Origin of the sequence: Hypericibacter terrae (genome assembly GCF_008728855.1) — a bacterium.
GTDB lineage: Bacteria > Pseudomonadota > Alphaproteobacteria > Dongiales > Dongiaceae > Hypericibacter > Hypericibacter terrae.
In genome coordinates, this window is sequence record NZ_CP042906.1 from 4004186 (window position 1) to 4028741 (window position 24556).

At 66.5% G+C, this 24556-nt stretch carries 21 protein-coding genes; 8 read left to right on the forward strand and 13 right to left on the reverse strand.

Features of this window, described 5'->3' with window-relative positions:
• The first annotated feature begins 51 nt into the window (after nt 1-51).
• The 4 genes from FRZ44_RS18255 (at nt 52) to FRZ44_RS18270 (ending at nt 3952) form a co-directional block, all read left to right on the forward strand.
• Nucleotides 52-405 carry a cupin domain-containing protein gene (locus FRZ44_RS18255; RefSeq protein WP_151178526.1) on the forward strand — a complete coding sequence of 118 codons (354 nt, stop codon included), beginning with the start codon at nt 52-54 and terminating at the stop codon, nt 403-405.
• A 219-nt stretch (nt 406-624) separates the two neighbouring features.
• Entirely contained in the window at nt 625-897 is a 273-nt protein-coding gene (locus tag FRZ44_RS18260) for a CBU_0592 family membrane protein (RefSeq protein ID WP_191908170.1), read from the forward strand.
• Nucleotides 898-1101: 204 nt separating this feature from the next.
• Complete coding sequence (locus FRZ44_RS18265; RefSeq protein ID WP_191908171.1) at nt 1102-2514, forward strand: amidase; 1413 nt, start codon at nt 1102-1104, stop codon at nt 2512-2514.
• Between the two features lie 22 nt (nt 2515-2536).
• Entirely contained in the window at nt 2537-3952 is a 1416-nt protein-coding gene (locus FRZ44_RS18270; RefSeq protein WP_151178528.1) for an amidase, read from the forward strand.
• A gap of 93 nt (nt 3953-4045) precedes the next feature.
• On the opposite strand, the gene FRZ44_RS18275 is transcribed toward FRZ44_RS18270, so the two are convergent.
• Complete coding sequence (locus tag FRZ44_RS18275; protein WP_151178529.1) at nt 4046-4954, reverse strand: LysR substrate-binding domain-containing protein; 909 nt, start codon at nt 4952-4954, stop codon at nt 4046-4048.
• A 122-nt stretch (nt 4955-5076) separates the two neighbouring features.
• Here FRZ44_RS18275 and FRZ44_RS18280 point away from each other — a divergent pair, with 122 nt between their 5' ends.
• From FRZ44_RS18280 to plsY, 4 genes are all read left to right on the forward strand, one after another.
• Nucleotides 5077-6636, forward strand: coding sequence for a trimethylamine methyltransferase family protein (locus FRZ44_RS18280; RefSeq protein ID WP_151178530.1), 1560 nt, complete (start codon nt 5077-5079; stop codon nt 6634-6636).
• Nucleotides 6637-6670: 34 nt separating this feature from the next.
• Nucleotides 6671-9088: a GcvT family protein gene (locus FRZ44_RS18285; protein ID WP_151178531.1), complete on the forward strand. Its 2418-nt coding sequence runs from the start codon at nt 6671-6673 to the stop codon at nt 9086-9088.
• 197 nt (nt 9089-9285) lie between these two features.
• On the forward strand, nt 9286-11328 hold the full coding sequence (locus FRZ44_RS18290; RefSeq protein WP_151178532.1) for an NADH:flavin oxidoreductase: 2043 nt from the start codon (nt 9286-9288) through the stop codon (nt 11326-11328).
• A gap of 73 nt (nt 11329-11401) precedes the next feature.
• Nucleotides 11402-12025, forward strand: a complete 624-nt coding sequence (plsY, locus tag FRZ44_RS18295; RefSeq protein ID WP_151178533.1) for a glycerol-3-phosphate 1-O-acyltransferase PlsY — start codon at nt 11402-11404, stop codon at nt 12023-12025.
• 131 nt (nt 12026-12156) lie between these two features.
• Here plsY and pdxA read toward each other — a convergent pair whose 3' ends face one another.
• From pdxA to FRZ44_RS18355, 12 genes are all read right to left on the reverse strand, one after another.
• Nucleotides 12157-13197 (reverse strand): 4-hydroxythreonine-4-phosphate dehydrogenase PdxA, encoded by a 1041-nt coding sequence (pdxA, locus tag FRZ44_RS18300; RefSeq protein ID WP_151178534.1) that lies wholly within the window; start codon nt 13195-13197, stop codon nt 12157-12159.
• A complete protein-coding gene (locus FRZ44_RS18305) occupies nt 13194-14360 on the reverse strand; it encodes a four-carbon acid sugar kinase family protein (protein WP_191908172.1) in 1167 nt (388 codons plus the stop codon). The genes pdxA and FRZ44_RS18305 overlap by 4 nt, the downstream gene beginning before the upstream one ends.
• Before the next feature lie 56 nt (nt 14361-14416).
• Nucleotides 14417-15295: an N-acyl homoserine lactonase family protein gene (locus FRZ44_RS18310; RefSeq protein WP_151178536.1), complete on the reverse strand. Its 879-nt coding sequence runs from the start codon at nt 15293-15295 to the stop codon at nt 14417-14419.
• A 34-nt stretch (nt 15296-15329) separates the two neighbouring features.
• Nucleotides 15330-15899: a hypothetical protein gene (locus FRZ44_RS27070; RefSeq protein WP_191908173.1), complete on the reverse strand. Its 570-nt coding sequence runs from the start codon at nt 15897-15899 to the stop codon at nt 15330-15332.
• A gap of 2 nt (nt 15900-15901) precedes the next feature.
• On the reverse strand, nt 15902-16957 hold the full coding sequence (locus tag FRZ44_RS18325) for a LacI family DNA-binding transcriptional regulator (RefSeq protein WP_151178539.1): 1056 nt from the start codon (nt 16955-16957) through the stop codon (nt 15902-15904).
• A 20-nt stretch (nt 16958-16977) separates the two neighbouring features.
• Nucleotides 16978-18267 (reverse strand): histidinol dehydrogenase, encoded by a 1290-nt coding sequence (gene hisD, locus FRZ44_RS18330; protein ID WP_151178540.1) that lies wholly within the window; start codon nt 18265-18267, stop codon nt 16978-16980.
• Nucleotides 18268-18364: 97 nt separating this feature from the next.
• Entirely contained in the window at nt 18365-19594 is a 1230-nt protein-coding gene (locus FRZ44_RS18335) for a sugar ABC transporter substrate-binding protein (RefSeq protein WP_151178541.1), read from the reverse strand.
• Complete coding sequence (locus FRZ44_RS27075; RefSeq protein ID WP_191908174.1) at nt 19591-19758, reverse strand: hypothetical protein; 168 nt, start codon at nt 19756-19758, stop codon at nt 19591-19593. Before FRZ44_RS27075 ends, FRZ44_RS18335 begins: the two co-directional genes overlap by 4 nt.
• A gap of 8 nt (nt 19759-19766) precedes the next feature.
• Nucleotides 19767-20822 (reverse strand): ABC transporter permease, encoded by a 1056-nt coding sequence (locus FRZ44_RS18340; protein ID WP_225308329.1) that lies wholly within the window; start codon nt 20820-20822, stop codon nt 19767-19769.
• Nucleotides 20819-21817 (reverse strand): ABC transporter permease, encoded by a 999-nt coding sequence (locus tag FRZ44_RS18345; RefSeq protein ID WP_151178542.1) that lies wholly within the window; start codon nt 21815-21817, stop codon nt 20819-20821. The genes FRZ44_RS18340 and FRZ44_RS18345 overlap by 4 nt, the downstream gene beginning before the upstream one ends.
• Nucleotides 21818-21826: 9 nt before the next feature.
• Nucleotides 21827-23353: a sugar ABC transporter ATP-binding protein gene (locus tag FRZ44_RS18350; RefSeq protein WP_151178543.1), complete on the reverse strand. Its 1527-nt coding sequence runs from the start codon at nt 23351-23353 to the stop codon at nt 21827-21829.
• Nucleotides 23350-24324 carry a 3-hydroxyacyl-CoA dehydrogenase gene (locus FRZ44_RS18355; RefSeq protein ID WP_151178544.1) on the reverse strand — a complete coding sequence of 325 codons (975 nt, stop codon included), beginning with the start codon at nt 24322-24324 and terminating at the stop codon, nt 23350-23352. The genes FRZ44_RS18350 and FRZ44_RS18355 overlap by 4 nt, the downstream gene beginning before the upstream one ends.
• Between the last annotated feature and the right edge of the window lie 232 nt (nt 24325-24556).

Genomic DNA, 24556 nt, shown 5'->3' on the forward strand with positions numbered 1-24556 from the left:
TCGTCACCCGCCATCATCCCCGCGCCTGCATTCCAACCACAGGGGATCCCGATGACCGGCGTGAAGCATTTCAAGCGCAGCGAGATGAAGTTCGACGACTTCGGCGCCAAGACCGGCACGGGGAGCATCGCCCGGATCATCGGTCCCGATCTCAGCAAGACGCTGGGTGCCGGACTGGCGCAGTTCGACGGCTGCTCGATCGAGTGGACCGTGCTCTATGACGAGATGATCGTGGTGCTCGAGGGCACCTTCCGGCTGCGCGTCGGCAAGGACGTCTATGACGCGACCCCCGGCGACATGATCTGGATCCCCGAGAACACCCCTTTGCGCTATGAGGGCGAAAAATCGACGGTCTGCTACGCCGTCTTCCCGGTCGACTGGCGCCAGCGGCACGGGATTAAGTGACGCGGAGCAATATCCGCATCGCACGCCATTCTGAGACAACCCCTCCCCCTACCCCTGATTTGATGTGATCGCTTCGCGCTTCTTCAAAGCTTAGAACGCGATCCACGCCAACCTAGCCCCTCCCCTTGCGGGAGGGGGCTGGGGGAGGGGTGAGCATAAAGCTCGACAATGCAGTAATTCCCGAGTCACAGCCTTTCCTCTTCCGCAAGGAATCCGCCCATGGACCTCCTCTCTTCCGAAACCATCGGCTTCATCGGGGTGGCGCTGCTGCTCGTCGCCTTCCTGCTCAACCTGCTGAAGGTGCTGCGTGGCGAGAACGCGATCTATCTCGGGCTCAACTTTCTGGGCGCGGGTCTCGCCGGCCTGTCCTCCTGGCTGATCGATTTCCTGCCCTTCGTCATTCTGGAAAGCGTCTGGGCGCTGGTGGCGGCCATTGGACTCCTGCGTCTGCTCATCAACGGTCGCAAACCGGAAGACGGGCGCACGGCTTGATTGTAGTGCTACATATCAATCTGGGCGCCGCTGCCGGCACCGGCCCTCGCAATCGTTTACACTGTCATTGAATCCAAGGGTTTAGCGCGATAATCTCGCCGCGCTCAACCGATGCGGCTCGGGCGGAGCATGGCGAGTCGAGGGATCCGGCTGCGGGCGTTCCGACAAGGACGTTCCGACGAGCTCTCGAGGGCGGGGGAGTCGATGGCCGACCAGGATCTGGCCTTCATCAGTGCGACCGAGGCGATCGCGAAATTTCGCGCCAGGAGCCTGTCGCCGGTCGAACTGCTGGATGCGGTGATCGCACGGCATGACGCCGCCAATCCCAAGATCAACGCCTTCACCCAGACCTCGTTCGACCAGGCCCGCATTCAGGCGAAGAAAGCCGAGGCGAATTACGCCGCCGGCAAGCCGACGCGCGCCTTCGAGGGCGTGCCGCTCGTCATCAAGGACGAGTTCGCCATCAAGGGCCAGGTCACGACCCATGGCTCGCTCCTCTATAAGGATCATGTCGACGGCGAGACCGAATATGTCGTCGAGCGCATGATGCGCGCGCGCCCCGCCGTCATCGGCCGCAGCACCTGCCCCGAATTCTCCTCGGCCTGCGTGACCAACTCGCGGCTCTGGGGCGCGACCCGGAATCCATGGAACACGCGTTTCAATTCCGGCGGCTCGACCGGCGGCGGTGCCGCCGCGGTCGCGGCCGGGATGACGGTGCTGTCGGATGGCAGCGACTATGCCGGCTCGGTCCGGATTCCCGCCTCGGCCTGCGGCGTGTTCGGTTTCAAGCCGCCTTTCGGGCGCATCCCCACCTCCCCGCCCTGGTATCTCAACCCCTATGCGGTGATCGGGCCGATCACGCGCACGGTCGCCGACGCGGCGCTGATGATGAATGTCATGGCCGGCCACGATCCGCGCGACCTGACCTCGGTCCGGGAAAAGCTGCGCTATCCTTCCCAATACAAGCCGATCAAGGGCTGGCGCGTCGCCTACTCCGCCGATCTCGGCTTCTATCCCGTGGCCCCTGACGTCGCCAAGGCGACGCGCGCGGCGCTCGACGCCTTCCGCGAGGCCGGCGCCGAGGTCGAGGAGGTCGATCTCGGCTGGACCGACGATGTGGTGCGCGGCTTCATCGCCCATGTGCGCGAGAACGAGTTCGCGCCTTTCGACAAACTGCCGGCCAAGCAGAGGGCGCTGCTCTGCGATTATATCCGCAATCGCAAAGGCAAGTTCCTGGCCAAGGGCACCAGCTATGCGCAGAGCCTCACGATTCGCGCCGCGATGTATGACAAGCTCGAGCCGATCCTCGAGCGCTGCCAGATTCTGCTGAGCCCGACGCTGGCCGTGCCCAGCGTGCCGGCCGAGCATGATCCGCTCGACGACAGCTTCACCATCAACGGCAAGAAGGTCGAGCCGCAGATCGGCTGGTGCATGACCTTCCCCTTCAACATGCTGCCGCAATTGCCGGTGGCGACCGTTCCCTGCGGCTTCGGCAAGTCGGGCGTGCCGGTGGGCCTGCAGATCGCGGGGCGGCCGTTCGACGATCTCACCGTCTTCCAGGCCGCCGCCGCCTTCGAGCAGGCGCGCCCCTGGCGCCAGCACCGGCCGAAGATATAGTCGGTTTCACCCTCGAGGAAGCATGGCCGACAAGGATCTCGCCTTCATCACCGCGACCGAGGCGATTACCGCGTTCAAGGCGCGCAAGCTGTCGCCGGTCGAGCTGCTGAAGGCCGTCGAGGCGCAGTTCGACAAGGCGAACGGCAAGGTCAACGCCTTCACCTACACCTTCTTCGACCAGGCGCTGATCCAGGCGCGCAATGCCGAGAAGCGCTACGCGACCGGCCGGCCGACCCGGCCCTTCGAGGGCGTGCCGCTCATGATCAAGGACATCCACCAGATCAAGGGCTATGTCACGACCTTCGGATCCCTGCTCCACAAGCGCAATGTCGACGAGGTCACCGAGCTCTTCGTCGAGCGCATGCTGAAGGCGAAGCCCGTCCTGATCGGACGCAGCACCAACCCCGAATTTGCCGCCTCCTGCATCACCCATTCGCGGCTCTGGGGGATCACGCGCAATCCCTGGAACACGCGCTACAATTCCGGCGGCTCGACCGGCGGCGGAGCCGCCGCGGTCGCGGCCGGCATGACGGTGCTCTCGGACGGCAGCGACTATGCGGGCTCGATCCGCGTGCCGGCCTCGAGTTGCGGCGTGTTCGGCTATAAGCCGCCGGCCGGGCGCGTTCCGCATTCGCAGCCCTGGAACTTGAACGGCTATGCCGTCTTCGGTCCGATCACCCGGTCGGTCGCCGATGCGGCGCTGATGATGAACGTGATTGCCGGCCAGCATCCACGCGACATCACTTCGGTCAGGGAGAAGCTGCGCTATCCCGATCGCTACGAGAAGATCAAGGGCTGGCGGGTGGCCTACTCGCCCGACCTGGGCTGCTTCGAGGTCGATCCCGAGGTGGCCAAGGCGACGCGCGCCGCGCTCGAGGCCTTTCGCGAGGCGGGGGCCGAGATCGAGGAGGTCGAACTCGGCTGGAGCAAGGATATCGTGCTGGGCTTTCTCGCCCATGCGCGCGAGAACGATTTCGAGCCGGCGCATCTGCTGCCGATGCATAAACGAAAACTACTGACGAACTATATCCGCGCCAACACGCCGCGCACCGACCTCGCCAAACGTCTGACCTATGCCGACAGTCTCAATCTGCGCGCGGATATGTGGGCGAAGCTGGCCCCCGTCCTGAAGCGTTGCCAGGTCCTGCTCTGTCCGACGCTCGCGATCCCCGCGCAGCCCGCCAACTACAATCCGGTCGATCGCTCCCTCAAGATCAACGGCAAGAAGGTCGAATCCGAAATCGGCTGGGTCATGACCTTCCCGTTCAACATGCTGAGCCAGCTCCCGGCCGCGACCGTGCCTTGCGGCTTCGCCAAGTCCGGCGTGCCGATCGGCCTGCAGATCGTGGGCCGGCCCTATGACGATCTCACCGTGTTCCAGGCCGCCGCGGCCTTCGAGAAGGCGCGGCCCTGGCGGAAATATCGGCCGAAGCTGTAGGCGGTTTTCTGTTACTTCCTTCCTCTCCCCCACGAAAGTGGGGGAGAGATGCTATGGGGCGGGCGGAGAGGAAAAAAAGAGCGAAAGCGACGTTCAACTGGCTCCTGCCTGCGCCAGCAGCCAGTCGCGCACCTGGGCGGTATCCGGCGCCAGGGAAGCACCCTTCGGCCAGACCACATGGAAATCCTCGGTCGACACGAAGCTCTCGTTGCACACCCGCCGCAGCGAGCCGCGCGCGATCATGCCTTCGGTGATGTGGCGCCAGCCCATGGCAATGCCCTCGCCCTCGAGCACCGCCTGCAGCACCAGCGCATAGTCGTTGAGGCGCAGGCCCTCGCCGCGATCGCTCCAGCGCACGCCCTGCGCCGTGAACCAGTCGGTCCAGCTCGGGCGCGGCCGGTAGGGTTCGTCCAGATGGATCAACTTCAGCTCCGGCAGGCGCGCGGCCGGCACCGGCGCGCCGATCGCGGCGGCATAGGCGGCGCTGGCGACGGCGAAGATCTCCTCGCGGGCAAGCAGGACGGACTCGAACTGGGGCCAGTTGCCGTCGCCGCGCCGGACGCCTAGCGTCATGGCCTCGCGGGCGAGGTCGATATCCTTGTCGACCGTCTGCAGCCGCAGATCGATATGAGGCAGGGCGGCATGGAAGCGGGCAAGCCGCGGCACCATCCAGTAACTGGCGAAGGCGGTCGAGACCGAGAGCGTCACATGGCCGGGCTCCCGCTCGCGCCGGATCGCGTCGGCCGAGCGCCGGATATGAGCGAGCCCGAGCGACACGTCATGGAAGAAGCGCTCGCCCGCCTCGGTCAGGGTCACGGACCGGTGCGCGCGGGTGAAGAGCGTCACGCCCAGCGCCGTTTCCAGCCGCTTGATCGAATAGCTGATCGCGGCCTGCGTCAGGTTGAGCTCGGCCGCGGCGCCCGAAAAGGACTGGAGCCGGCCGGCCGCCTCGAAGGCGAGCAGGGCCGAGGGCGACTGCAGCAGACGGCGAAGATCTTGCATAAGCCAGACTTGTTCAAAATCGAAGAATTTTCAGGATCACAGCCAGATTATATCCCTGATAAACTTATGCAAAGCGCGGAGCGCGCCATCCTCCGACCGAACTTGGCAAAGGGCGACAGGCCATGACCGCAGATCCAGCTTCCGAGACGGCCACAGGGCGCGGACGCGGTGGGCGGACCGCCCGGCAGCGCCAGCGCAGCCAGAGCCAGCGGGCGGCCGCGCTCATCGCCGGGGTCGAGCGCCGCATTCCGACCTACGACCTGCTGAGCGAGGAAGGGCTCGTGGCCCTCGAGACCGCGGCCGACGTGATCCTCCAGGAAGTCGGCATCGAGTTCCGCGAGGATCCGGAGGCGCTCCGGCTCTGGCGAGCCGCCGGCGCCGACGTCAAAGGCGAGCTGGTGCGTTTCGAACCGGGCCTCTTGCGCCAGATCCTCAAGACCGCGCCGAAGAGCTTTGTCCAGCATGCGCGCAACCCCGCCCGCTCCGTCACCATCGGCGGCAATCAGGTGATCTTCGCGCCGGCCTATGGCCCGCCTTTCGTGCGCGATCTCGAAGGCGGACGTCGCTACGGCACGCTCAAGGATTTCGAGAATTTCGTGAAGCTCGCCTACATGATCCCGTGGCTGCATCACTCTGGCGGCACGATCTGCGAGCCGGTCGATATCCCCGTGAACAAGCGCCATCTCGACATGGTCTCGTCGCATCTGCGCCTGACCGACAAGCCCTTCATGGGCTCGGTCACGGCCGAGAACCGGGCCGAGGATTCGATCGAGATGGCGCGGATCGTGTTCGGCCACGAGTTCGTGGATCGCAACTGCGTCATCCTCGGCAACATCAACGCCAACTCGCCCCTGGTGTTCGACGCCACTATGACCAACGCGCTCCGCGCCTATGCCAGGGCCAACCAGGCCGCGGTGGTGGTGCCCTTCATCCTCGGCGGCGCCATGGGCCCCGTCACCACGGCCGGCGCCATCGCGCAATCGCTGGCCGAGACCATGGCGGGCTGCGCCCTCACCCAGCTGGTGCGGCCCGGCGCGCCGGTGATCTTCGGCAATTTCCTCTCTTCGATGGCGCTGCGCTCCGGGTCGCCCACCTTCGGCACGCCCGAGCCCGCGCTGGGCTCGCTCGTGATCGGCCAGCTCGCGCGCCGGCTGGAGCTCCCCTTGCGCTGCTCGGGCGCCTTCACCTCGTCGAAAATCGCCGATGGCCAGGCCATGACGGAAAGCACGGTCTCGATGCTCTCCGCCGTCCAATGTGGCGCCAACTTCATTCTCCACGCCGCGGGCTGGCTCGAGGGCGGGCTCACCATGGGTTATGAGAAGATGATTCTCGACGCCGACTACTGCGCTTCGCTCCACACCTACATGGCCGGCATGTCGCTCGACGAGAACCAGATGGCGCTGGGCGCCTTCCGCGAGGTCGGCCCCGGCAAGCATTTCTTCGGCTGCGCCCACACGCTGGCGAACTACGAGACGGCGTTCTGGGATTCCGACACCGCCGACAACAATTCCTTCGAGCAGTGGCGCGACGAGGGCGAGCGCGACGCCAACCAGCGCGCCAATGCGCGCTGGCGCCGGCTGCTGCAGGAATATCAGCCGCCGCCGCTCGATCCCGCGATCGACGAGGCGCTGACCGAGTTCGTCACCAAGCGGAAGAACGAAAAACCGGATATGTGGCACTGAGCGCCGCGAGCCGAGCAAGCGGAGACAATCGACAATGGAAACCCATGCCCGGGTCGTCATCATCGGCGGCGGCGTCGTCGGATGCTCGATCCTCTATCACCTGGCCAAGCATGGCCTGAAGGATGCCGTGCTGCTGGAGCGCAAGGAGCTGACCTCGGGCTCCTCCTGGCACGCGGCCGGCATGATCCACACCATCAATGCCGATCCCAACATCGCGCGGCTCCAGGGCTATACCATCAAGCTCTATAACGAGCTGGAAGACTTGACCGGCCAGTCCTGCAGCATCCATCGCCCCGGCGGCATCTATCTCGCGGCCACGCCCGAGCGGCTCGACTATCTGAAGCAGGAGCGCGCCAAGGCCCGCTATATGGGGCTCGAGACCGATTTCATCTCGCTCGAGCATGCGCGCGAGCTCAATCCGCTGATCGATCCGAAGAAATATCTGGGCGCCCTGTTCGAGCCGGTGGACGGTCATGTCGATCCTTCGGGCGTGACCCATGCCTATGCCAAGGGCGCCCGCCATTACGGCGCCAAGGTCTATCGCGACACGCCGGTGATCGAGACCAAGCAGCGGCCCGACGGCTCCTGGGACGTGGTGACGCCCAAGGGCACGATCCGCGCCGAGATCGTGGTGAATGCCGCGGGGCTCTGGGCCCGCGAGGTCGGACGTCTGGCCGGGCTCGAGCTGCCGGTGCAGCCGATGGAGCATCACTACCTCATCACCGAGACGATCCCGGAGGTACGCGACCATGGCAAGGAGATTGCCGTCACCGTCGATTACGAGGGCAACGCTTATACGCGCCAGGAGCATCAGGGCGTGCTGCTCGGCACCTACGAGACCAACTGCGTGCCCTGGGCGGTCGAGGGCACGCCGCTCGATTTCGGCCATGAGCTGCTGCAGGACGATCTGGCGCGCGTGAGCGAGCGGCTCGACACTGCCTTCGAGCGCATGCCGGCGCTCGGCCGCGCCGGGATCAAGAAGGTGATCAACGGGCCCTTCACCTTCGGGCCCGATGGCAACCCCCTGATCGGACCGGTGCCGGGCCTGAAGAACTACTGGACCGCGGTCGGCGTCATGGCGGGCTTCTGCCAGGGCGGCGGCGTGGGCCTCTGCATGGCCGAATGGATCATCGACGGCGAGCCCTCGATCGATGTCTGGGGCATGGATGTGGCGCGCTTCGGAAGCTTCGCGACGCGCGACTGGGGCCGCATCAAATCGGCCGAGAATTATTCGCGCCGCTTCATCCTGACCTATCCGAACGAGACCCTGCCCGCCGGCCGGCGCCAGAAGACCACGGCGCTCTATGACCGGCTGATCGCGCGCGGCGCCGTGATGGGCGTCTCCTTCGGGTTGGAGCATGCGCTCTGGTTCGCAGGATCTCCTGACAAGGCGAAGGAGACGCCGACCTTCCGCCGCTCCAACGCCTTTGCCCATGTGGCTGAGGAGATCAAGGCGGTGCGCGAGCGGGTCGGCATGATCGAGATCGCGAACTATGCCAAGCATGAGGTCTCCGGGCCGGGTGCGGAGGCCTTCCTCGATAAAATGCTGGCCAACAAACTGCCCAAGGAAGGGCGCCTGGCGCTGACGCCGATGCTGACGCCCAAGGGCAAGCTCTATGGCGACCTCACCGTCGCGCGGATGGAGAAGGAGCGCTTCTATCTGTTCGGCTCGAGCGCGGCCCAGGAGATGCACCGGCGCTGGTTCGAGCAGCATTTGCCGGAGAAGGGCGTGGCCTATCATAACCGTACCGACGATCTGCAGGGCATCGCCATCGCCGGCCCGAGCGCCCGCGAGCTGCTGTCGCGCCTGACGGCGGCCGACGTCTCGGCCGCCGCCTTCAAGTTCCGCGACATCAAGCGAATGGTGGTGGGGCTGGTGCCGGCGCTGGTGGCGCGCGTCTCCTTTTCGGGCGAGCTGGGCTACGAAATATATGTGGCTCCGCAATATCAGCTCAGGCTGTATGAGGCTCTTGAGGAGGCGGGCAAGGATCTGGGATTGAGGACCTATGGCGGCCGCGCCCTCATGTCGATGCGGCTGGAGAAGAACTGGGGCGTCTGGACTCTCGATTACCGGCCCGATTTTACCGCCGCCGAATCCGGCCTCGACGCCTTCGTCGCCTTCGACAAGCCGGCCGACTTCGTCGGCAAGAAGGCGGCGCTGGCCGAGCGCAAACGCGGCCCCGCGAAGAAGCTGGTGACGCTCGTGGTCGACACCCAGGACGTGGATTGCGTCGCCGACGAGCCGATCTTCCATGACGGCGCCTGCGTCGGCTACGTCACCTCGGGCGGCTATGCCCATTCGGTGAAGAAGAGCATGGCCATGGGCTATGTCCCGACGGCGCTGGCCGGGCACGGCACCAAGCTCGAGGTCGAGCTCCTGGGCGAGTTCTACCCCGCGACCGTGACGGCGACGCCCCTCTACGACCCGAATGGCGGCAAGATGCGGGGGTGAGTCCTTTTATCTTCTCCCCACTTTGTGGAGAGAGGAAGGCCCCCGTCGCACTTGCGACGGGAGGGTGAGGGGTGCGGTGCGAGCAAGGAAGGGCACCCTCACCCAGCTCCGGCTAAGTCTCCGCTGCGCTCCGACTAAGCCTTCGCAACCCTCTCCCTCACTGCGTGAGGGAGAGGAAAGAATTGGCGGTAAACACCATGTCCAGCAAAGACCCCCTCCTCCAGCCCTTCACACTCAAGCATCTGGTTCTGAAGAACCGGCTGATGTCGACCGCGCATGAGCCGGCCTATTCCGAGGACGGGATGCCGAAGGAGCGCTACCGGCTCTATCACCTGGAGAAGGCCAAGGGCGGGATCGCGCTGACCATGACGGCGGGGTCGGCGGTGGTGGCGGAGGATTCGCCGGCGGCCTTCGGCAACCTCCACGCCTATAGGGACGAGATCGTTCCCTGGCTGAAGCGCCTCGCCGACGACTGCCATGGCGAAGGCTGCGCGGTCATGATCCAGCTCACCCATCTGGGCCGTCGCACCGGCTGGAACAAGGCCGACTGGCTGCCGGTGACCGCCCCCTCGGGCGTGCGCGAGCCCGCCCATCGCGCCTTCCCCAAGGAGGCCGAGGATTGGGATATCGAGCGCTGGATCGGCCAATATGCCGACGGCGCGGAGCGCATGCAGGCGGCGGGCCTCGATGGCATCGAGCTCGAATGCTACGGCCACCTGGTCGACCAGTTCTGGACGCCCAGCGTCAACAAGCGCACCGACAACTATGGCGGCTCGCTCGAGAACCGGATGCGCTTCGGCCTCGCGGTGGTGAAGGGAATCCGCCAACGCGTGGGCCCGAAATTCCTCGTCGGCATCCGCATGGCGCTGGACGAGGACAAGCCCGGCGGCTTCGGCCGCAGCGAGGGCCTCGCCATCGCGCGCAAGCTGATCGACGAGGCCGGCGTCGATTTCATCAATGTGATCCGGGGCTATATCGACACCGACCCGGCGCTGGCCAGGATCATCCCGATCACCGGCATGAAGGCGGCCCCGCACCTCGATTTCGTCGGCGAGATGAAGACGGCGCTGGGCGTGCCGATCCTCCATGCCGCGCGAATCGCGGATGTGGCGACGGCGCGCCACGCGGTGGCCTCGGGCAAGCTCGATCTGGTCGGCATGACCCGCGCCCTCATCGCCGATCCGCATATCGCGCGCAAGGTGGCCGAGGGGCGCGAGGCAGAGATCCGTCCTTGCGTGGGGGCCACCTACTGCCTCGACCGCATCTATGAGGGCGGCGAGGCGCTCTGCATCCACAACGCGGCCACGGGACGCGAAGCGACCATGCCGCAAATCGTGCCTAAAACAACCGGCAAGAAGCGGCGCGTCGTCGTGGTCGGCGCCGGCCCCGCCGGGCTCGAGGCGGCCCGCGTCTCGGCCGAGCGCGGGCATGAGGTCGTCCTGTTCGAGGCGGCCGACGAAGCCGGCGGCCAGATCCGCCTCGCCGCGCGCGCGACGCGCCGGCGCGAGCTGCTCGGCATCGTCGACTGGCGGCTGCAGCAGCTCGAGAAGCTCGGCGTCACGTCGCGCTTCAACAAGTGGGCAGAGGTCGAGGACGTCACGGGCGAGGAACCCGACATCGTGGTGATCGCCACCGGCGGCCTGCCGCAGGCGCCGGCGCTCGGGGCCGGCACGGATCTCACCGTGTCGAGCTGGGACATCCTCTCCGGCGACGTGAAGCCGGCGAAGGAGGTGCTGCTGTTCGACGACAACGGCGCGCATCCGGGGATGCAGGCGGCGGAAGTCATCGCCGAGGCCGGCTCAAAGCTCGAGATCGTGTCGCCCGAGCGCTTCTTCGCGCCCGAGATCGGCGGCTTGAACCATGTGCCCTATGCCGAAAGCTTCCAGCAGCATGGGGTGCGGATCACGATCGTGCGCCGGCTTACATCCGTGAAACGGGCCGGCAATCGCCTGCAGGCCCTGATCGGCAGCGATTTCGGCGATTATGTCGAGACGCGCGAGGTCGACCAGGTGGTGGTCGAGCATGGCACGCTGCCCAATGCCGAGCTCTATGAGGCGCTGAAGCCGGCCTCGGTCAATCGCGGCGAGGTCGACTACCAGGCGCTGATCGCGGGCCGGCCACAGACGGTGGTCCGCAACCCGGAAGGACGCTATCGCCTCATCCGCATCGGCGACGCGGTCTCATCGCGCAACATCCATGCCGCCATTTACGACGCGCTGCGGTTTGCGAAGGATTTCTAGAAGACAGGTGAACATGCCCCGCCGGCGCCGCCCCTATCGTCGGCCATCGAAGTAGATCCAAGAGAGAAGCTTGATGATCGATGTTTTAAAGACCTTGGCGGCCTTGGGTCTGGGCTACCTTTTGGGCAGCCTCAACACAGCCGTGATCGTGGGGAAAATATACGGCAAGGACATCAGCAGCCACGGGAGCAAGAGCGCCGGACTTACCAATACCCTGAGGGTGCTTGGGAAATCTGCCGCAGCGTTTGTTCTCGCGGGAGATATATTGAAGGGAGTAATCGCCTGCCTTATCGGCTTGCGCCTCGGCGTCTATGTCTATTCCGGCGAGGCCCGAGATTGTATAAGCCTTTTGGCAGCGGGCGCGGGCGCAGTCCTGGGGCATAACTGGCCGGTCTATTTTGGGTTCAAAGGGGGCAAGGGAGCACTTACGGCAGTAACGGTGCTGTTTATGCTGGACTGGGTTATGGCCCTTATATGCCTTGGCCTCTTTGTGATGATCGTCGCTTCGACGCGTTATGTTTCTTTGGGCACGATAGGCGCTACGATATTTTTTCTGATTATTTCATTCATACCTGTATTCGGGCATGGCCTTTATTTTCATATATTTGCGTGTTTGATGGCGCTAATTATTATTTTCAAGCATAGGTCAAACATAAGACGGCTGCTTTCGGGAACAGAAAACAAACTTGCCTTCTGATTTTTTCGCGGCGTTGAGCCCAACGTCGAAATCTGAAAATTTGGAATCAGGTCGCGGGCGCTGACCCGCGGGCCAGCTTCATGCAGCGGGCGCGCTACGAGTCGCGACGAATTTCCGACGGCTGACCGGCCTCAGGCCGCCGCCTTGCTCCTCGCTGCGCCCAACTGAATGGCGCAGTCGATCGCCTCGATCAGGCTGCGCTCGTTGGCGATGCCCTTGCCGGCGATGTCGAAGGCCGTGCCATGATCGACCGAGGTGCGCACGATCGGCAGGCCCAGGGTCACGTTGACGCCGCTCAGCGCGTCCCATTTGCCGGTCACCGGATCGACCGAGAATCCCAGCAGCTTGACCGGGATATGGCCCTGATCGTGATACATCGCGACGACCGCGTCGTAGCGCCGGCCACGCAGCTTGACGAACACGGTGTCGCCGGGCACCGGTCCCTCGATCTCATGGCCTTCGGCGCGCAGCTGCGCGATGACCGGCGTCGTGATCTCCAAATCCTCGCGCCCGAACATGCCGCCCTCGCCCGCATGCGGGTTGAGGGCCGCGATCGCGATCCGCGGGCGCTCGATGCCCAGGCGTCGCAGCGCTCCCACCGTCATCTCCACGACCCGACGCAGGCGCTGCGGCGTCAGCCGCTTGACCGCCTCGCTCAAGGCGACATGGGTCGAGACGTGGCTCACCCGCATGTCGCCATGCAGCAGCAGCATCGCCGAATCGCGGGCTCCGGTCAGATCGGCCAGCAGCTCGGTATGGCCCGAATAATGGAAGCCGGCCAGGTTGAGCGCTTCCTTGCTGAGGGGTGCGGTGGCGATCGCATCGACGCGGCCCGAGACCGCCAGTCTGACCGCCTCCTCGATCGCGCGAAAGGCGAGCCGTCCCGCCTCGGCCGACGTCACGCCCGGCTTGATGGCCTGCGTCGGAACGCCGGCCGCCAGGAGGGCGGCGCGGCCGGCGCGCGGCGAGGAGGAATCGATGGTCGCCGGATCGAACGCGGTTCCCAGGCGCCGCGCCGCCTCGCGAAAGCACTCGGTGGCGCCGACCAGAATCAACTCCAGCTCGCCGGCGGCGAGGCGGGGTGCAAAGGCCGGCAGGGCCTTCACGATGATCTCCGGTCCGACGCCGGCGGGATCGCCCATGGTCAAGGCGATGCTGGTAGGACCCGTCATTTCCATTCTCCACTTTCGACAATCTCGGGATTCGAGGCGGCCGACATCATGGCCGCCGCGAGATTCACCAGGGTCCGCGGCCGCCCGAAGGCGCCCGACTTCGACAGAACCGGCAGCCCGTCCCACAACCCGCCGACGAGCGCCGCCGCCGGAATGCCGGCGCGGACTTCGCCCGTCACCATCAACCGATCGGCGCCGAGCGCCTCGCAGATCGCGCGCAGGGTCTCGCCGCCGGAGACGATCAGCCCGCCCGGCCGCTCGACGGCCGGCAGGAACTTCGCCAGGGCCGCGCGGATCCGCTGCATCATCTGCGGCGGTTCGAAGCTGTCGCCCAACCGGAAGGAGACCAGCGCCGCGCCCGTGACATGCAGCACGGTGCTCACCCGGGCCGAAAGACCGGCAGCGATCTCCGCGATCTCGACCCGCTGCGCCGGATAGGCCTCGGCAAAACTCTGAATCTGGGCACGCGACTGGGCGTGATCGGAACCCACGACGATCAGGACCGGCCTCAGACGCGGCCGTACCGTGGGCGGCGGCAGCCCCGCCACCGCGCGCGCCAGGCCCGCGGAACCGCACCAGAGGAGCGTGCCCTGCGACCGGTGGGCCAGCCTCGCGCCCGCCGCCGCAATGGCCGCCAGATCGCCATCGGTCGCCGCGTCGCAGACCAGCACGCCCTCGCCCTCGAGATCGGCCGGCGAAGCGATGAGACGGGCAGGCACGCCCAGGGCGCGCAAAGCGTCGGGCAGCGGCGGTCCTGCCGGTCGCCAGGCGCCTGCCCGATCCCGGAACAATTGGATGCCGCCGCGCGTGATGCGATCCTGGGCGGGGAAGGCCGGCGCCAGGACGCAGATGCGCCGCCCCCCGGCGCCCAGGCCGGCGGCGATATCCTGCAGCGTATGGCCGCGCAGCAGGCTGTCGATCTTCCGGTAGGCGATGTCCGCGCCCTCGAAGGCCCTGTCGAGGCCCCGCATGCGAACGCTCGCCGCGGCCCAGGGCTCGTCGCGCGTCGCGCTGTCGAAGGCGAGACTCCGCACGCCCTCGATGGCGCCGAGCGACACCGGAACAGGACCGATCAATCCGGTGAACTGCGCCCCAGTATCGAGCGCGCCGGTGAGATCGTCGGCCAGGATGCGAACCACCGGCGCGGGATGAGGCGGCGGCACCCGATCCTCGGATCGGAACGGGGCACCGCCATCCCCCGGTGGCGAAAGAGCAACCATCAATGAACCCGGCTGGTTTCCCCTTCGCCGAGGCACAGCTCGGTGATGCGCAGACCCTCCTTCGTGATCCGCGAGGGGAAGGTGTCCTTCAACCCCTCCTCGTGAATCGGGATGACCCGCTTCACCTCATGCCCGACCAGCCCCAGCATCTTGTGGGTGGTCAGCAGCAGGTTGGTCTGACTGCCGACCGCGAGGCCGACGGGGATGTAGGTGTTGTCGCCTTCCTTGCGCCCGCGCAGATTCTCGAAGCAATAGACCAGGTCGCCCGCGAGCACCCAGGTATCGCTGCTGTCCTGCTTCTTGTCGTTGCGGACCGCGACATACATCGAGCCCCAGGTGTGGCTGTCGAACGCGGCATAGAGGTCGATGCCGGGAACGACGTCCTGGCGGTCGCCGTCGATGACCGAGAGCCGGCCCTGCCGGGCGAGATCGACCGCGCGCATGATGTCGCCCGGGTCGGTGGCGGCCATCAGCCATTTGAACTGGGGTCCCATCGACATGGCCCAGATCCACTTCGAAAGCTCCTTCTCCTGGATATGGAAGGTCGCCTTCGGGAAGTCGTCGGTGCCGCCGAGATGGTCGAAATGGGCATGGGTGATGAAGACGTCAGAGACCTGCTCCGGCGTGACGCCGCATTCGGCGAGCACCGTCCTGGCCGGATGCCAGTTCTCGACGCCGAAATTCCGGGCCATCACGCCGCCATAGTCCTTGTTGTTGTAGCCGACATCGACCATGGCGGCGCCGTTCGGGCCCTTGATCAGGACGTAGCAATAGGGAAGCTTCCGATATCCTTCGTTATGCGCACCATAGATGACGCCGCTCTGGTGGTACTTCTTGACGTAGCTGTATTCGAGAACCCAGATCGAGTAAGCACCCATTGTCCTCTTCCTCTCTTCCGATCTCGTTCGCGTTTCAGTATCTCGCCGGTTCCTGGCCGGGGACGGCGCAGCAGGCGTTCTGGAAATCGATCAGCTCGAACCCCGGCAGCGCCGCCGCCGCCCATTGCAGATGCCGATAGCCGGCCCTCAGCGGCGCCAGCGCGGCATCGACATCGCGCCGGCCCGCCGCATAGTGGTGCATGCTCGCGCCGGCCTGCTGCAGCGCGATCCCGATCACCTGCGCCGCCTCGCTCAGATGGCGGTGATGATGACGCGCCCGCGCCGGCACCGTCGCCGATGCGATCGCATCGATGGCCTCGGCCCGCGCCTGGCGGGCCGCCTCGAGCATGGCGTGTTCCTGCGTGATCGACTTTGCGCCCGATGCCGCCAGGGCCAGAAGCCCGGCCAGCTGGCTGGCGGCCCGGCGCAGACCGTCGAACGCCTGGCGCGTCGCCAGGACATAGGCGACGGTCGCATCGTCGAGCGAACGTGCCAGTTCGTCGGGCGCCGGCGCGGCATGGTCGTCGCAGCAGGACGCCGCGGGCGCCACGCCCGCGACGGAGAGCGGGGCCGGATCCGGCCGCAGGCTATGGTCGATCCGCATGATCATTTTCTCCGGTTCTGACAGGAGCTGCGTTCGATCAGCTGTCCTGGTATGAGGTGTGAGCGGGGCTTCGGCAGCTTGCCGGCCGCGGACAGCTCCAGGAGCTGAGCGGTCTTCTCCACCATCGCGCCGATCGGCTGGCGGACGGTGGTGAGGCTGTGCGAGGGCCAGCCAGCCATCTGGATATCGTCGAACCCGACCACCGAGATGTCCTCCGGCACGCGAATCCCGAGCTCGCCGCGCATCGCATCCAGGCCGCCGATCGCCATGATATCGTTGGCGAAGAAGATCGCATCGGGCCGGCGCTTGCCGCGCAGCAGCCGCAGCGCCGTCTCGCGGCCCTGTTCATGCGTATAGTCCGTGGCTTCCTCCCGGCCCCACAGCGTCAGGCCGAGAGCGGCCAGCTCATCGTTGAAGCCGCGCTCGCGATCCATGGTGGTGCTGGTGTCCTTCTTGCCGGCGACATAGGCCAGCTTGCGATGCCCGCGCCCGGCCAGGTAGCGCGCCACCAGGCGTGCGCCCTCATAGTTGTCGCAGGAGACGGCATGCACGCCCGATCCGGGCACATAGCGGTTGAAGAGCAGCACCGGTATGCCGCGGGCGGCGCAGGATTTCGCCATCGCCGAGGAGATGGTGGCCGAGGTGATGACGACGGCATCGACCTGGTATTGCAGGAGCAGCGGCAGCTCGTCGTCGACCTCCTGCCCGGGCGGCACGTTGAAGAGTAGGGTCTGCAGGTTCTGCTGCTGCAGCCTCTTGGCCAGCACCTCGAGAACCTCGGGGTAGAACGGGTTGGTGAGGTCGCCCATGACGATGCCGACGATGCCCGATCGCCGGGTGATCAGGGTGCGGGCCATGGCGTTGGGCTTGTAGCCCAGCCGCTCGGAGGCCTCCATGACCTTGAGCCGCATATCGGCGGAGATGCTCGCGTCCTTGGTGAAGGCGCGGGAGATCGTCGATTGGGAGACGCCGAGCTCGCGCGCGACCTCCTTCGCCGTCACCGGCCCGGCCTTCGGCCTGTCGAGCACCCGCAACTTGCTGCCGTTTCCGCGACTCATGACCCCACCGCCCCCGGTTTTCACTCGGCGGCATTCTTCCCCGAATAGCGCCGGACACGCAAATCGGCCTGCGCCTGGTGGCCGGAGAAGTTCTCGATCGCACAGAGCCGCGAGCAATACTCGCCGATGACGACGCTGGCCTGCTCGTCGCAACGCTGATAGGTCACGGTCTTGATGAACTTGCCCACCCAGAGGCCGCCGGTGTAGCGGGCGGCGCGCTTGGTCGGCAGGGTATGGTTGGTGCCGATCACCTTGTCGCCATAAGCGACATTGGTCTCCTTGCCGAGGAAGAGCGCGCCATAATTGGCCATGCGGTCGAGAAAATACTGGGGATTGCGCGTGAGCACCTGGACATGCTCCGACGCGATCCTGTCGGCTTCCGCGACCAGTTCGTCCTCGCTGTCGCAAAGAATGACCTGGCCATAGTCGCGCCAGGCCACGCTGGCGACGTCGGCCGTGGGGAGCGTCTTCAATTGCCGCTGCAGCTCCGCCTCGATCCCGCTGGCGAGCTTGGGCGAGGTCGTCAGCAGGATGGCCGGCGAGGTCGGGCCATGCTCGGCCTGGCCGAGCAGGTCGGTCGCGCACATTTCCACGTCGGCGCTGTCGTCGGCGATGATCAGCGTCTCGGTCGGACCGGCCAGCAGATCGATGCCGACACGTCCGAAGAGCTGCCGTTTCGCCTCCGCCACATAGGCGTTGCCGGGCCCGACCAGCATGTCGACCGGCGCGATCGAGCCGGTGCCGAGCGCCATGGCCGCCACTGCCTGGACCCCGCCCATCACATAGATCTCGTCGGCGCCCGCCAGCGCCATGGCGGCGATCGTCGCCGCCGGCGGCTTGCCGTTCAAGGGCGGCGTGCAGGCGATGACCCGCTTGACGCCCGCGACGCGCGCGGTCAGCACGCTCATATGGGCCGAGGCCACCATCGGGTAGCGGCCGCCCGGCACATAGCAACCGACGCTGCTGACCGGAATGTTCTTCTGGCCCAGACGCACGCCGGGAATGGTCTCGATCTCGATCTCGCCCATCGTGGAGAGCTGGGCCTCCGCGAAGCGCCGGATCTGCGCCTGCGCGAACTTGATGTCCGCGATCGTCTGCGCCGGCAAGCTGTCGATCAGCGCCTGGATCTCCGCCTTGGTCAGGCGAAATTCCTTCGGCTCCCATTTGTCGAACTTGGCGGAGAGTTCCCGCACAGCGACGTCGCCGCGCTTGGCCACGTCCTCCAGAATCGTCTCGACCGTCTGCCGGACCTTGACGTCGGCATCATGCTTCTCGGCGTCGCTGATTCCGGTCTTGATCTGCCGAATCATGTCTTCCTCACTCCATCATCGATGTCGGACGGCGGCGATGCGCCGCCGTTCCCGGTAGAAGAGCGCCCGGCCGGCCGAAACCGGCCGGGCAGCCCTGTCAATTCGTCGCCTGCACCGTCGGCTCGATCTTGGTCAGGTGGTAGAGATTCGCCGCCGGCTGGCATTTCTGACAGTTGATGCCAGGCTCGTCGGGCGCCGCCTCGACCGTCGCCGGCAGAGGCTGGATGGTGGCACCAGGGGTGGGCTCACCCTTGAGCGCAGTCTCCAGCGAGAGCTCGGGCAACAGGTTGGCCTCGAACACCTCGGTCACGAAGGAATCAGGAACCTTGCCTTCGGGGAAGGTGTTGCAGCCATTCTCGAACTTGTCGCCGGGGCAGAGCTTCACCTGATCGGCCGGAACCCAGGGCAGCGGATACTGGATGTTGTGGGTGTCCAGGGTCCGCTTCTTGGTCAGCAGCTCCATCATCAGCTTGAAGGCATAGCCCGAGGTCGCCGGCGGCGAGCCCGAGGACGTGCCCTGCAGACCGCGCGCCTGCAGGTCCGGATTGGCGATCGCCAGGCGGAAACCGTTGGAGTTTTCGCCCGTGACCGGGATCAGCTTCTTGTTGCCGGTGGCCAGCAGCGCCTTGATGACGCCGTCTTCGCCCGCCTGCGCCCAGATGCCGTCGACGTCCGGGTGAGCCGCCAGAGCCTTGGCCGTCTCGGACTGGGTGGTCTGGTCATCCCACATGCCGTAATACTCGTCGACGACCTTGATGCCCGGGTATTTCTTGAAGATCGCCATCGCGCCGTCATAGTGGCGCTTGTCGACCGAGTTGCCGGGCACGCCGCGGCTCAGGAAGATGTTGCCTTTGCCGCCCAGCATGTTGACGAGGGCTTGCGCGGTGTTCTCGCCGAAGCCGGCGGTGATGTAGCTGACATTGTAGGCGCAGGGTTCCGTGACCGTGCCGTCATACATGAAGAACAGCACGCCCTTCTCGCAGCCCTTATGGATGGTGCGGTTCAGGCCGGTCGGCGACACCGGGAAGCTGATGATGCCGTCGGCGCCGTCGGCGATCATGCTCTCATAGGCCGAGATCTGCGCCGACACCTCGGTGCCTGAGATCACTTCCTTGAGCTCGACCATCTGGTCGTAAGGCGGAGTCGCGGCGAGGGCCTTGACGATATTCGCGGCTTCGCTCTGCCAGGAGTTACCGCTGTAGCTCAGGCTCAGATAGATCTTGAACTTCTTCGTATCGGCTTGCGCATGGTCCGCCACGCCGACGAAGACGAAGCCGGCCGCGATCAGGCCGGCCAGGCCGCCGATGAGTTTCCGTTTCCACGTCATGTGTCTGTTTCCTCCGTTGTCACGCTGATTTGTTCGCGTTTCTTGCCGGACATCCGCAGCTTCTCCGGTCCGGCCTGCCGGAGTGCCTCGGGGCCGCCGCTTGCGCCGGCCCGAATGGTTCGATCGATCGTCGGTATTGTCCGCGAGGGGAAATGAATGGCCATCGGCCGCCTCACCTGGCCTTGCGCCGAAGGCCGCGCTCCAGCGAGGCCAGCAGCTTCTCGCGCATCAGCAGCAGGGCGAGGAGGATGACGGCGCCATAAATGACCGTGCGCCAGCCCTCCGCCATCTGCAGCGCGCCGATGATCGTGGAGATCGTGGTGAGGAGGATGGCGCCGCCGACCGTGCCGAGATAGGTGCCGCGACCGCCGAGGATCGAGGTGCCGCCGACGACGACCGCGGCGATCGAGGGCAGCAGATAGGGCTGGCCCATCGTCAAGGTGGCGCCGCCCGCATAGCCCACCATCATGATGCCGGCGAGCCCGCTGCAGGCGCCGGCGATCGCATAGGTCGCGATCGTCAGGCGGCGCACGCCGATCCCGGCGATATAGGCGGCGCCGTCGCTGGTGCCGATGGCGTAGAGCTTGCGGCCGAAGGGCGTTCTCGACTGCAGCAGCTGCCCGACGATCGCGGCCAGCAGCATGAAGAAAATCACCAGCGGAATGCCGAACAGGCGGCCGGTATAGAGCGCCGAGAGCAGCGGCGAGGCCTGCCCCCGGGGGGTGCCTTGCGTAAAGCCGAGGCAGAGGCTGTAGACGATGATGCCGACCGCGAGCGTCATGATGAAGGGCGGCACCCGCAGCAGGGTGACGCCGATGCCGTTGACCATGCCGACGAAGGCGGTCACGAGCAGGATCGCAGGAATGCCCCAGAGCAGGGCCGGGCCGGAGGCGCCGATCCAGCTGAAGGTCAGGACGCCGCCGAAGGTCATGACCGAGGCGACCGAGAGATCCAGCCCGCCGAGCAGGATCACCAGCCCCTGGCCGAAGCCGATGATCATCACGAAGGAAGAGAGCACCAGAATGGCCTGCGCCATGTTCAAGCCGCCGAAGGCCGGGCTGATGACCCGCGACGCCAGGATCAACGCGATGCTGATGGCGAAGACTGCGATCGTGGTCCAGGTCTCGCTGCTGGCCCCGCCAAGCCGGAGTCCCGACCGCTTCTCCATCGGGGGCTCGGTCATGGCGGCCTCGGGCTCGATCGGCTTCTTGAGATTGAAGGCCGTCATCGGCGCCCCGCCTGCGCGAACCAGGCCGAGAGCGCCGCGATCAGCACGGCGATGATCATGATCACGCCCTGGAACAGGCCGGTGTAGAAGGACGAAACGCCGGCGGCGAACAGGACCTTCTGCAGCAGCATCAGCGTCGCCGCCCCGACCATCGAGCCGACCAGGCCGCCGCGCCCGCCGCGGAACGAGGTGCCGCCGATCGCGATCGCCGCGAAGACCTGGAGCAGCAGCGGGCTGCCGGCATTCGGATTGCCGGTCGCGGTCTGGGCGCTCAGCATGTAGCCGGCGAGGCCGTAGAAGATGCCGGCGAGGCAATAGGCCAGGAACTTGGTCCGGCGCACATCGATGCCGCCGAGCGTCGCCGCCGTCTCGTCCGCGCCGACGGCATAGATGGCGATGCCGAATCCGGTCCGCTGGATGATCAGCCAGATGCCGACGACGACAGCGGCGATCAAGCCCGTGACCGGCACCAGGTTCCACAACATGTCCAGCAGATCGTAGGAGACGAAGTCGGGCACGGTGCCGCCGGGCGCATCGAGAATGACCAGCGCAATCCCCGAGCAGATGATCATGGTGCCGAGGGTCGAGGCGATCGATTGCAGGCCGACATAGGCGGTGAGCCAGCCATTGACGGCGCCGACGACGAGGCCGACCGCCATCACCAGCGCCAGGCCATAGAGCGCGCCCAGCGGCCCGTCGCCGACCTGGGTCGCCATGATGACATTGGCGATCGACACCACGCCGGCGACCGACAGGTCGAAGCCGCGGGTCAGGACCACGAAGGTGCCGCCGGCCGCCGCCAGCGCCAGCGGCAGGGCATTGTTGAGCTGCTCGGTGATCTGCGACAGGGAGGCGGCGTCGGGCTGCGCGATCGCATAGGCCGCGAACAGCACGGCATAGATGACGATGACGATCAGCGTGCCGTTGCCGAGGCCCTGGCGGACGAGACCGCCGGTCGGAGAAGGCGCGGTCCTGACGGTGGCGGTTGCGCTCATGAGGGGCTCCTACTCCGCAGCCTCGGCGGCATGACCGGTCGCCAGCGCCACCAGCGCCTGCTCCGAGAAGGCGGCGCGATCGAGCACGCCGATCACCGAGCCGCGATAGATCACCAGGCAGCGGTCGCAGAGGCTGACCAGCTCGGGAATCTCGGTCGAGTAGATCAGGACCGAGCCACCCTGCCCGGCGAAGCGCCGGATCGCGCCGTAGATCACCTGCTTGGTTCCCACATCGACGCCGCGGGTCGGATCGAACATGGCGAGGATCTGCGCACCCGACAGCAGGACGCGGCCGATCAGGGCCTTCTGCTGGTTGCCGCCCGAGAGCACCGAGAGGCGCGCATCGAGATATCGTTCCGGCAGATCCACGACCTGCGCCTGGGCCCCGACGCCGGCGCGCTCCTGGGCCCGGTCGACCAATCCGAGATGTCCCAGCCGGTCGATGATCGACAGCGAGATGTTGGCGCTGGTGCTCATGCCGAGGAACACGCCCTCGGTCTTGCGCTCTTCGGGCACGAAGGCGATGCCCGGACCGCAGCGCAAGGCGTCGGCCGGCGAGTGCAGCCGAACCGGCTTTCCGGCCACCTCGATCCCGCCGCCCTCGATCCGCTCGATGCCGACCAGGGCGCGAAAGAGATCGCGCTGGCCCTGTCCCTCGAGCGCCGCGACTCCCAGGATCTCGCCCTGATGCAGATCGAAGCTGACGCCGCGAATGTTGCGGCAGGTGAGGCCCGCGGCGCGCAGGGCCACCGGCCCCGCCAGCTTGGCGGCGGCCTTCCGGCTCGCACCCTCGGGTGCCGTGCCAACCATCATCCGGAAGATCTCGGAATCGCGCGTGGCCGTCAGGTCGACCGTGGCGATGCTGCGGCCATTGCGCAGGATCGTGCCCTGCCGGCAGAGGCGACGCACTTCCGAGAGGCGATGCGAGATATAGAGGATGGCGCAGCCTTCGCCCCGCAACCGGTCGATCAGGGAAAAGAGCCATTCCGGCTCCGCCAGCGCCGCGGTCGGTTCGTCGAGGATCAGAAGGCGCGGCCGCCGGCTGACGGCGCGCACGATCTCCACCCGCTGTTTCTCGGCCAGCGACAGCGTGCCGACCAGCGCCGTGGGCGCGATGTCCGAGGCCCCATAGGCGCCGAGAATTTCCCGCGCCCTGGCGATCGATCGACGTGCGGACACGAGGCCGAACGCGTTGCGCGGCGGCGAGGGCAGCATCAGGTTGGCCGCCACCGTCAGATTCGGCAGCAGGCTCAACTCCTGGAAGGCCGTCGAGACGCCGAGCGCCCGGGCCATCGTCAGGCTGCGCGGACGGAAGGGCTGGCCTTCGAGGGTCACGCTGCCGCCGTCGGGCTCGACCACGCCGCTCAGAATCTTCACCAGCGTGGATTTGCCGGCACCATTTTCCCCGAGCAGCGCATGGGCCTCGCCGCGAGCGACGGAGAGCGACACGCCGGCCAGCGCCACCGTCGCGCCATAGGCCTTGGTCGCGTCGCGCACCGCCAGCACGATATCGGCCGGGCTCGCGGGCGGGTTCATCGGGTCGCCTCGTCTGCGGCAAGAGCGTCCTCGGCCTCTTGCCGCTCGATCTCGCGCTTGTGGATGGCGAGCGCCATCAGCCGGCGATCACGCCACTCGCCGCGCCGGGCGAGCTGGCCCGCCGGCAGCGTCTCCCGCCGCTGCGCCTCGACCTTGGCGATCAGGGCCTCGCCCCAGACCTTGTGCTCCGGCCGCGAGGCGGCGATGCGCTGGTAGAGCGGGCCGAGGCGCCTTGCATAGTCGGCGACGCCGCCCGGCGCGTTGAGGTCGATGGTCTCGAACGGCCCCATGAAGGCCCAGCGCATGCCGAGGCCATGCGACACGGTGCGATCGATATCCTCGGCCGAGGCATAACCTTCCTCGACCAGGCGCCAGGCTTCCATCAGCAGCACGGCCTGGAGACGGTTGAGGATGAAGCCTTCGATCTCGCGGCTCATCTCGACCGGGACCTGGCCGACCTGTTCCATCAGCGCCCGCACCGCCGCGACGGTCTCGGACCTGGTCCAGGGGGCCGGCACCAGCTCGACCACCGGAATCAGATAGGGCGGATTGACGGGGTGCGCGACGAGGCAACGTTCGCGGCAGCGCAGGCCCTCGGTGAAGGCCGAGGCTGGGATGCCCGAGGAAGAGCTTCCGACGATCGTGCCCGGCCCGATGACGCCGTCGATCTCGGCAAAGAGCGAGATCTTGACGTCGACGCGCTCGAACACGCTCTCCTGCGCGTAGACAGCGCCATCGAGGGCTTCCGCCAGGCTCTTCGCGACCGCAATGCGCTCGAGAACCGTCTCGGGCCGGTCCATCAGCCGCTGGCGGGCCAGGCTCGACAGATCGCGCGCGATCTGTCGGCGGGCCGCGTCGGCGGCACCCGGCACGGAATCGAACAGCCGGACATCGCGGCCGGCACGGGCGAAGACGATGGCCCAGGCCCTGCCGACCAGGCCGCAGCCGACGATGGCGATCGGGCCGGTCATCACTGGCGGAATGCGCCCGACGACGCGACGGCCGGCAGGTGAAGGCGGCCGATGTTGGAGCGGACCAAGTGCGTTTCCATCATGCCCTCCCGAGGAGCACGGCCCCGCCATTGCGAGGTCGGTGGCAATTTCTTCGATCCTTCTGCGACCCCCCGCGTCCCGTCTTTAGCGGGCTCGCTCGGAGAACCTGGCCGGTCGTGGCCGGCGATCGAAGCGAGCGGCATGGTACCGG

Coding starts and splice junctions, on each gene's coding strand:
- FRZ44_RS18255 (WP_151178526.1), top strand. CDS start 52: ATGACCGGCGTGAAGCATTTCAAGCGCAGCGAGATGAAGTTCGACGAC.
- FRZ44_RS18260 (WP_191908170.1), top strand. CDS start 625: ATGGACCTCCTCTCTTCCGAAACCATCGGCTTCATCGGGGTGGCGCTG.
- FRZ44_RS18265 (WP_191908171.1), top strand. CDS start 1,102: ATGGCCGACCAGGATCTGGCCTTCATCAGTGCGACCGAGGCGATCGCG.
- FRZ44_RS18270 (WP_151178528.1), top strand. CDS start 2,537: ATGGCCGACAAGGATCTCGCCTTCATCACCGCGACCGAGGCGATTACC.
- FRZ44_RS18275 (WP_151178529.1), bottom strand. CDS start 4,954: ATGCAAGATCTTCGCCGTCTGCTGCAGTCGCCCTCGGCCCTGCTCGCC.
- FRZ44_RS18280 (WP_151178530.1), top strand. CDS start 5,077: ATGACCGCAGATCCAGCTTCCGAGACGGCCACAGGGCGCGGACGCGGT.
- FRZ44_RS18285 (WP_151178531.1), top strand. CDS start 6,671: ATGGAAACCCATGCCCGGGTCGTCATCATCGGCGGCGGCGTCGTCGGA.
- FRZ44_RS18290 (WP_151178532.1), top strand. CDS start 9,286: ATGTCCAGCAAAGACCCCCTCCTCCAGCCCTTCACACTCAAGCATCTG.
- plsY (WP_151178533.1), top strand. CDS start 11,402: ATGATCGATGTTTTAAAGACCTTGGCGGCCTTGGGTCTGGGCTACCTT.
- pdxA (WP_151178534.1), bottom strand. CDS start 13,197: ATGACGGGTCCTACCAGCATCGCCTTGACCATGGGCGATCCCGCCGGC.
- FRZ44_RS18310 (WP_151178536.1), bottom strand. CDS start 15,295: ATGGGTGCTTACTCGATCTGGGTTCTCGAATACAGCTACGTCAAGAAG.
- FRZ44_RS27070 (WP_191908173.1), bottom strand. CDS start 15,899: ATGCGGATCGACCATAGCCTGCGGCCGGATCCGGCCCCGCTCTCCGTC.
- FRZ44_RS18325 (WP_151178539.1), bottom strand. CDS start 16,957: ATGAGTCGCGGAAACGGCAGCAAGTTGCGGGTGCTCGACAGGCCGAAG.
- hisD (WP_151178540.1), bottom strand. CDS start 18,267: ATGATTCGGCAGATCAAGACCGGAATCAGCGACGCCGAGAAGCATGAT.
- FRZ44_RS18335 (WP_151178541.1), bottom strand. CDS start 19,594: ATGACGTGGAAACGGAAACTCATCGGCGGCCTGGCCGGCCTGATCGCG.
- FRZ44_RS27075 (WP_191908174.1), bottom strand. CDS start 19,758: ATGGCCATTCATTTCCCCTCGCGGACAATACCGACGATCGATCGAACC.
- FRZ44_RS18340 (WP_225308329.1), bottom strand. CDS start 20,822: ATGACGGCCTTCAATCTCAAGAAGCCGATCGAGCCCGAGGCCGCCATG.
- FRZ44_RS18345 (WP_151178542.1), bottom strand. CDS start 21,817: ATGAGCGCAACCGCCACCGTCAGGACCGCGCCTTCTCCGACCGGCGGT.
- FRZ44_RS18350 (WP_151178543.1), bottom strand. CDS start 23,353: ATGAACCCGCCCGCGAGCCCGGCCGATATCGTGCTGGCGGTGCGCGAC.
- FRZ44_RS18355 (WP_151178544.1), bottom strand. CDS start 24,324: ATGACCGGCCCGATCGCCATCGTCGGCTGCGGCCTGGTCGGCAGGGCC.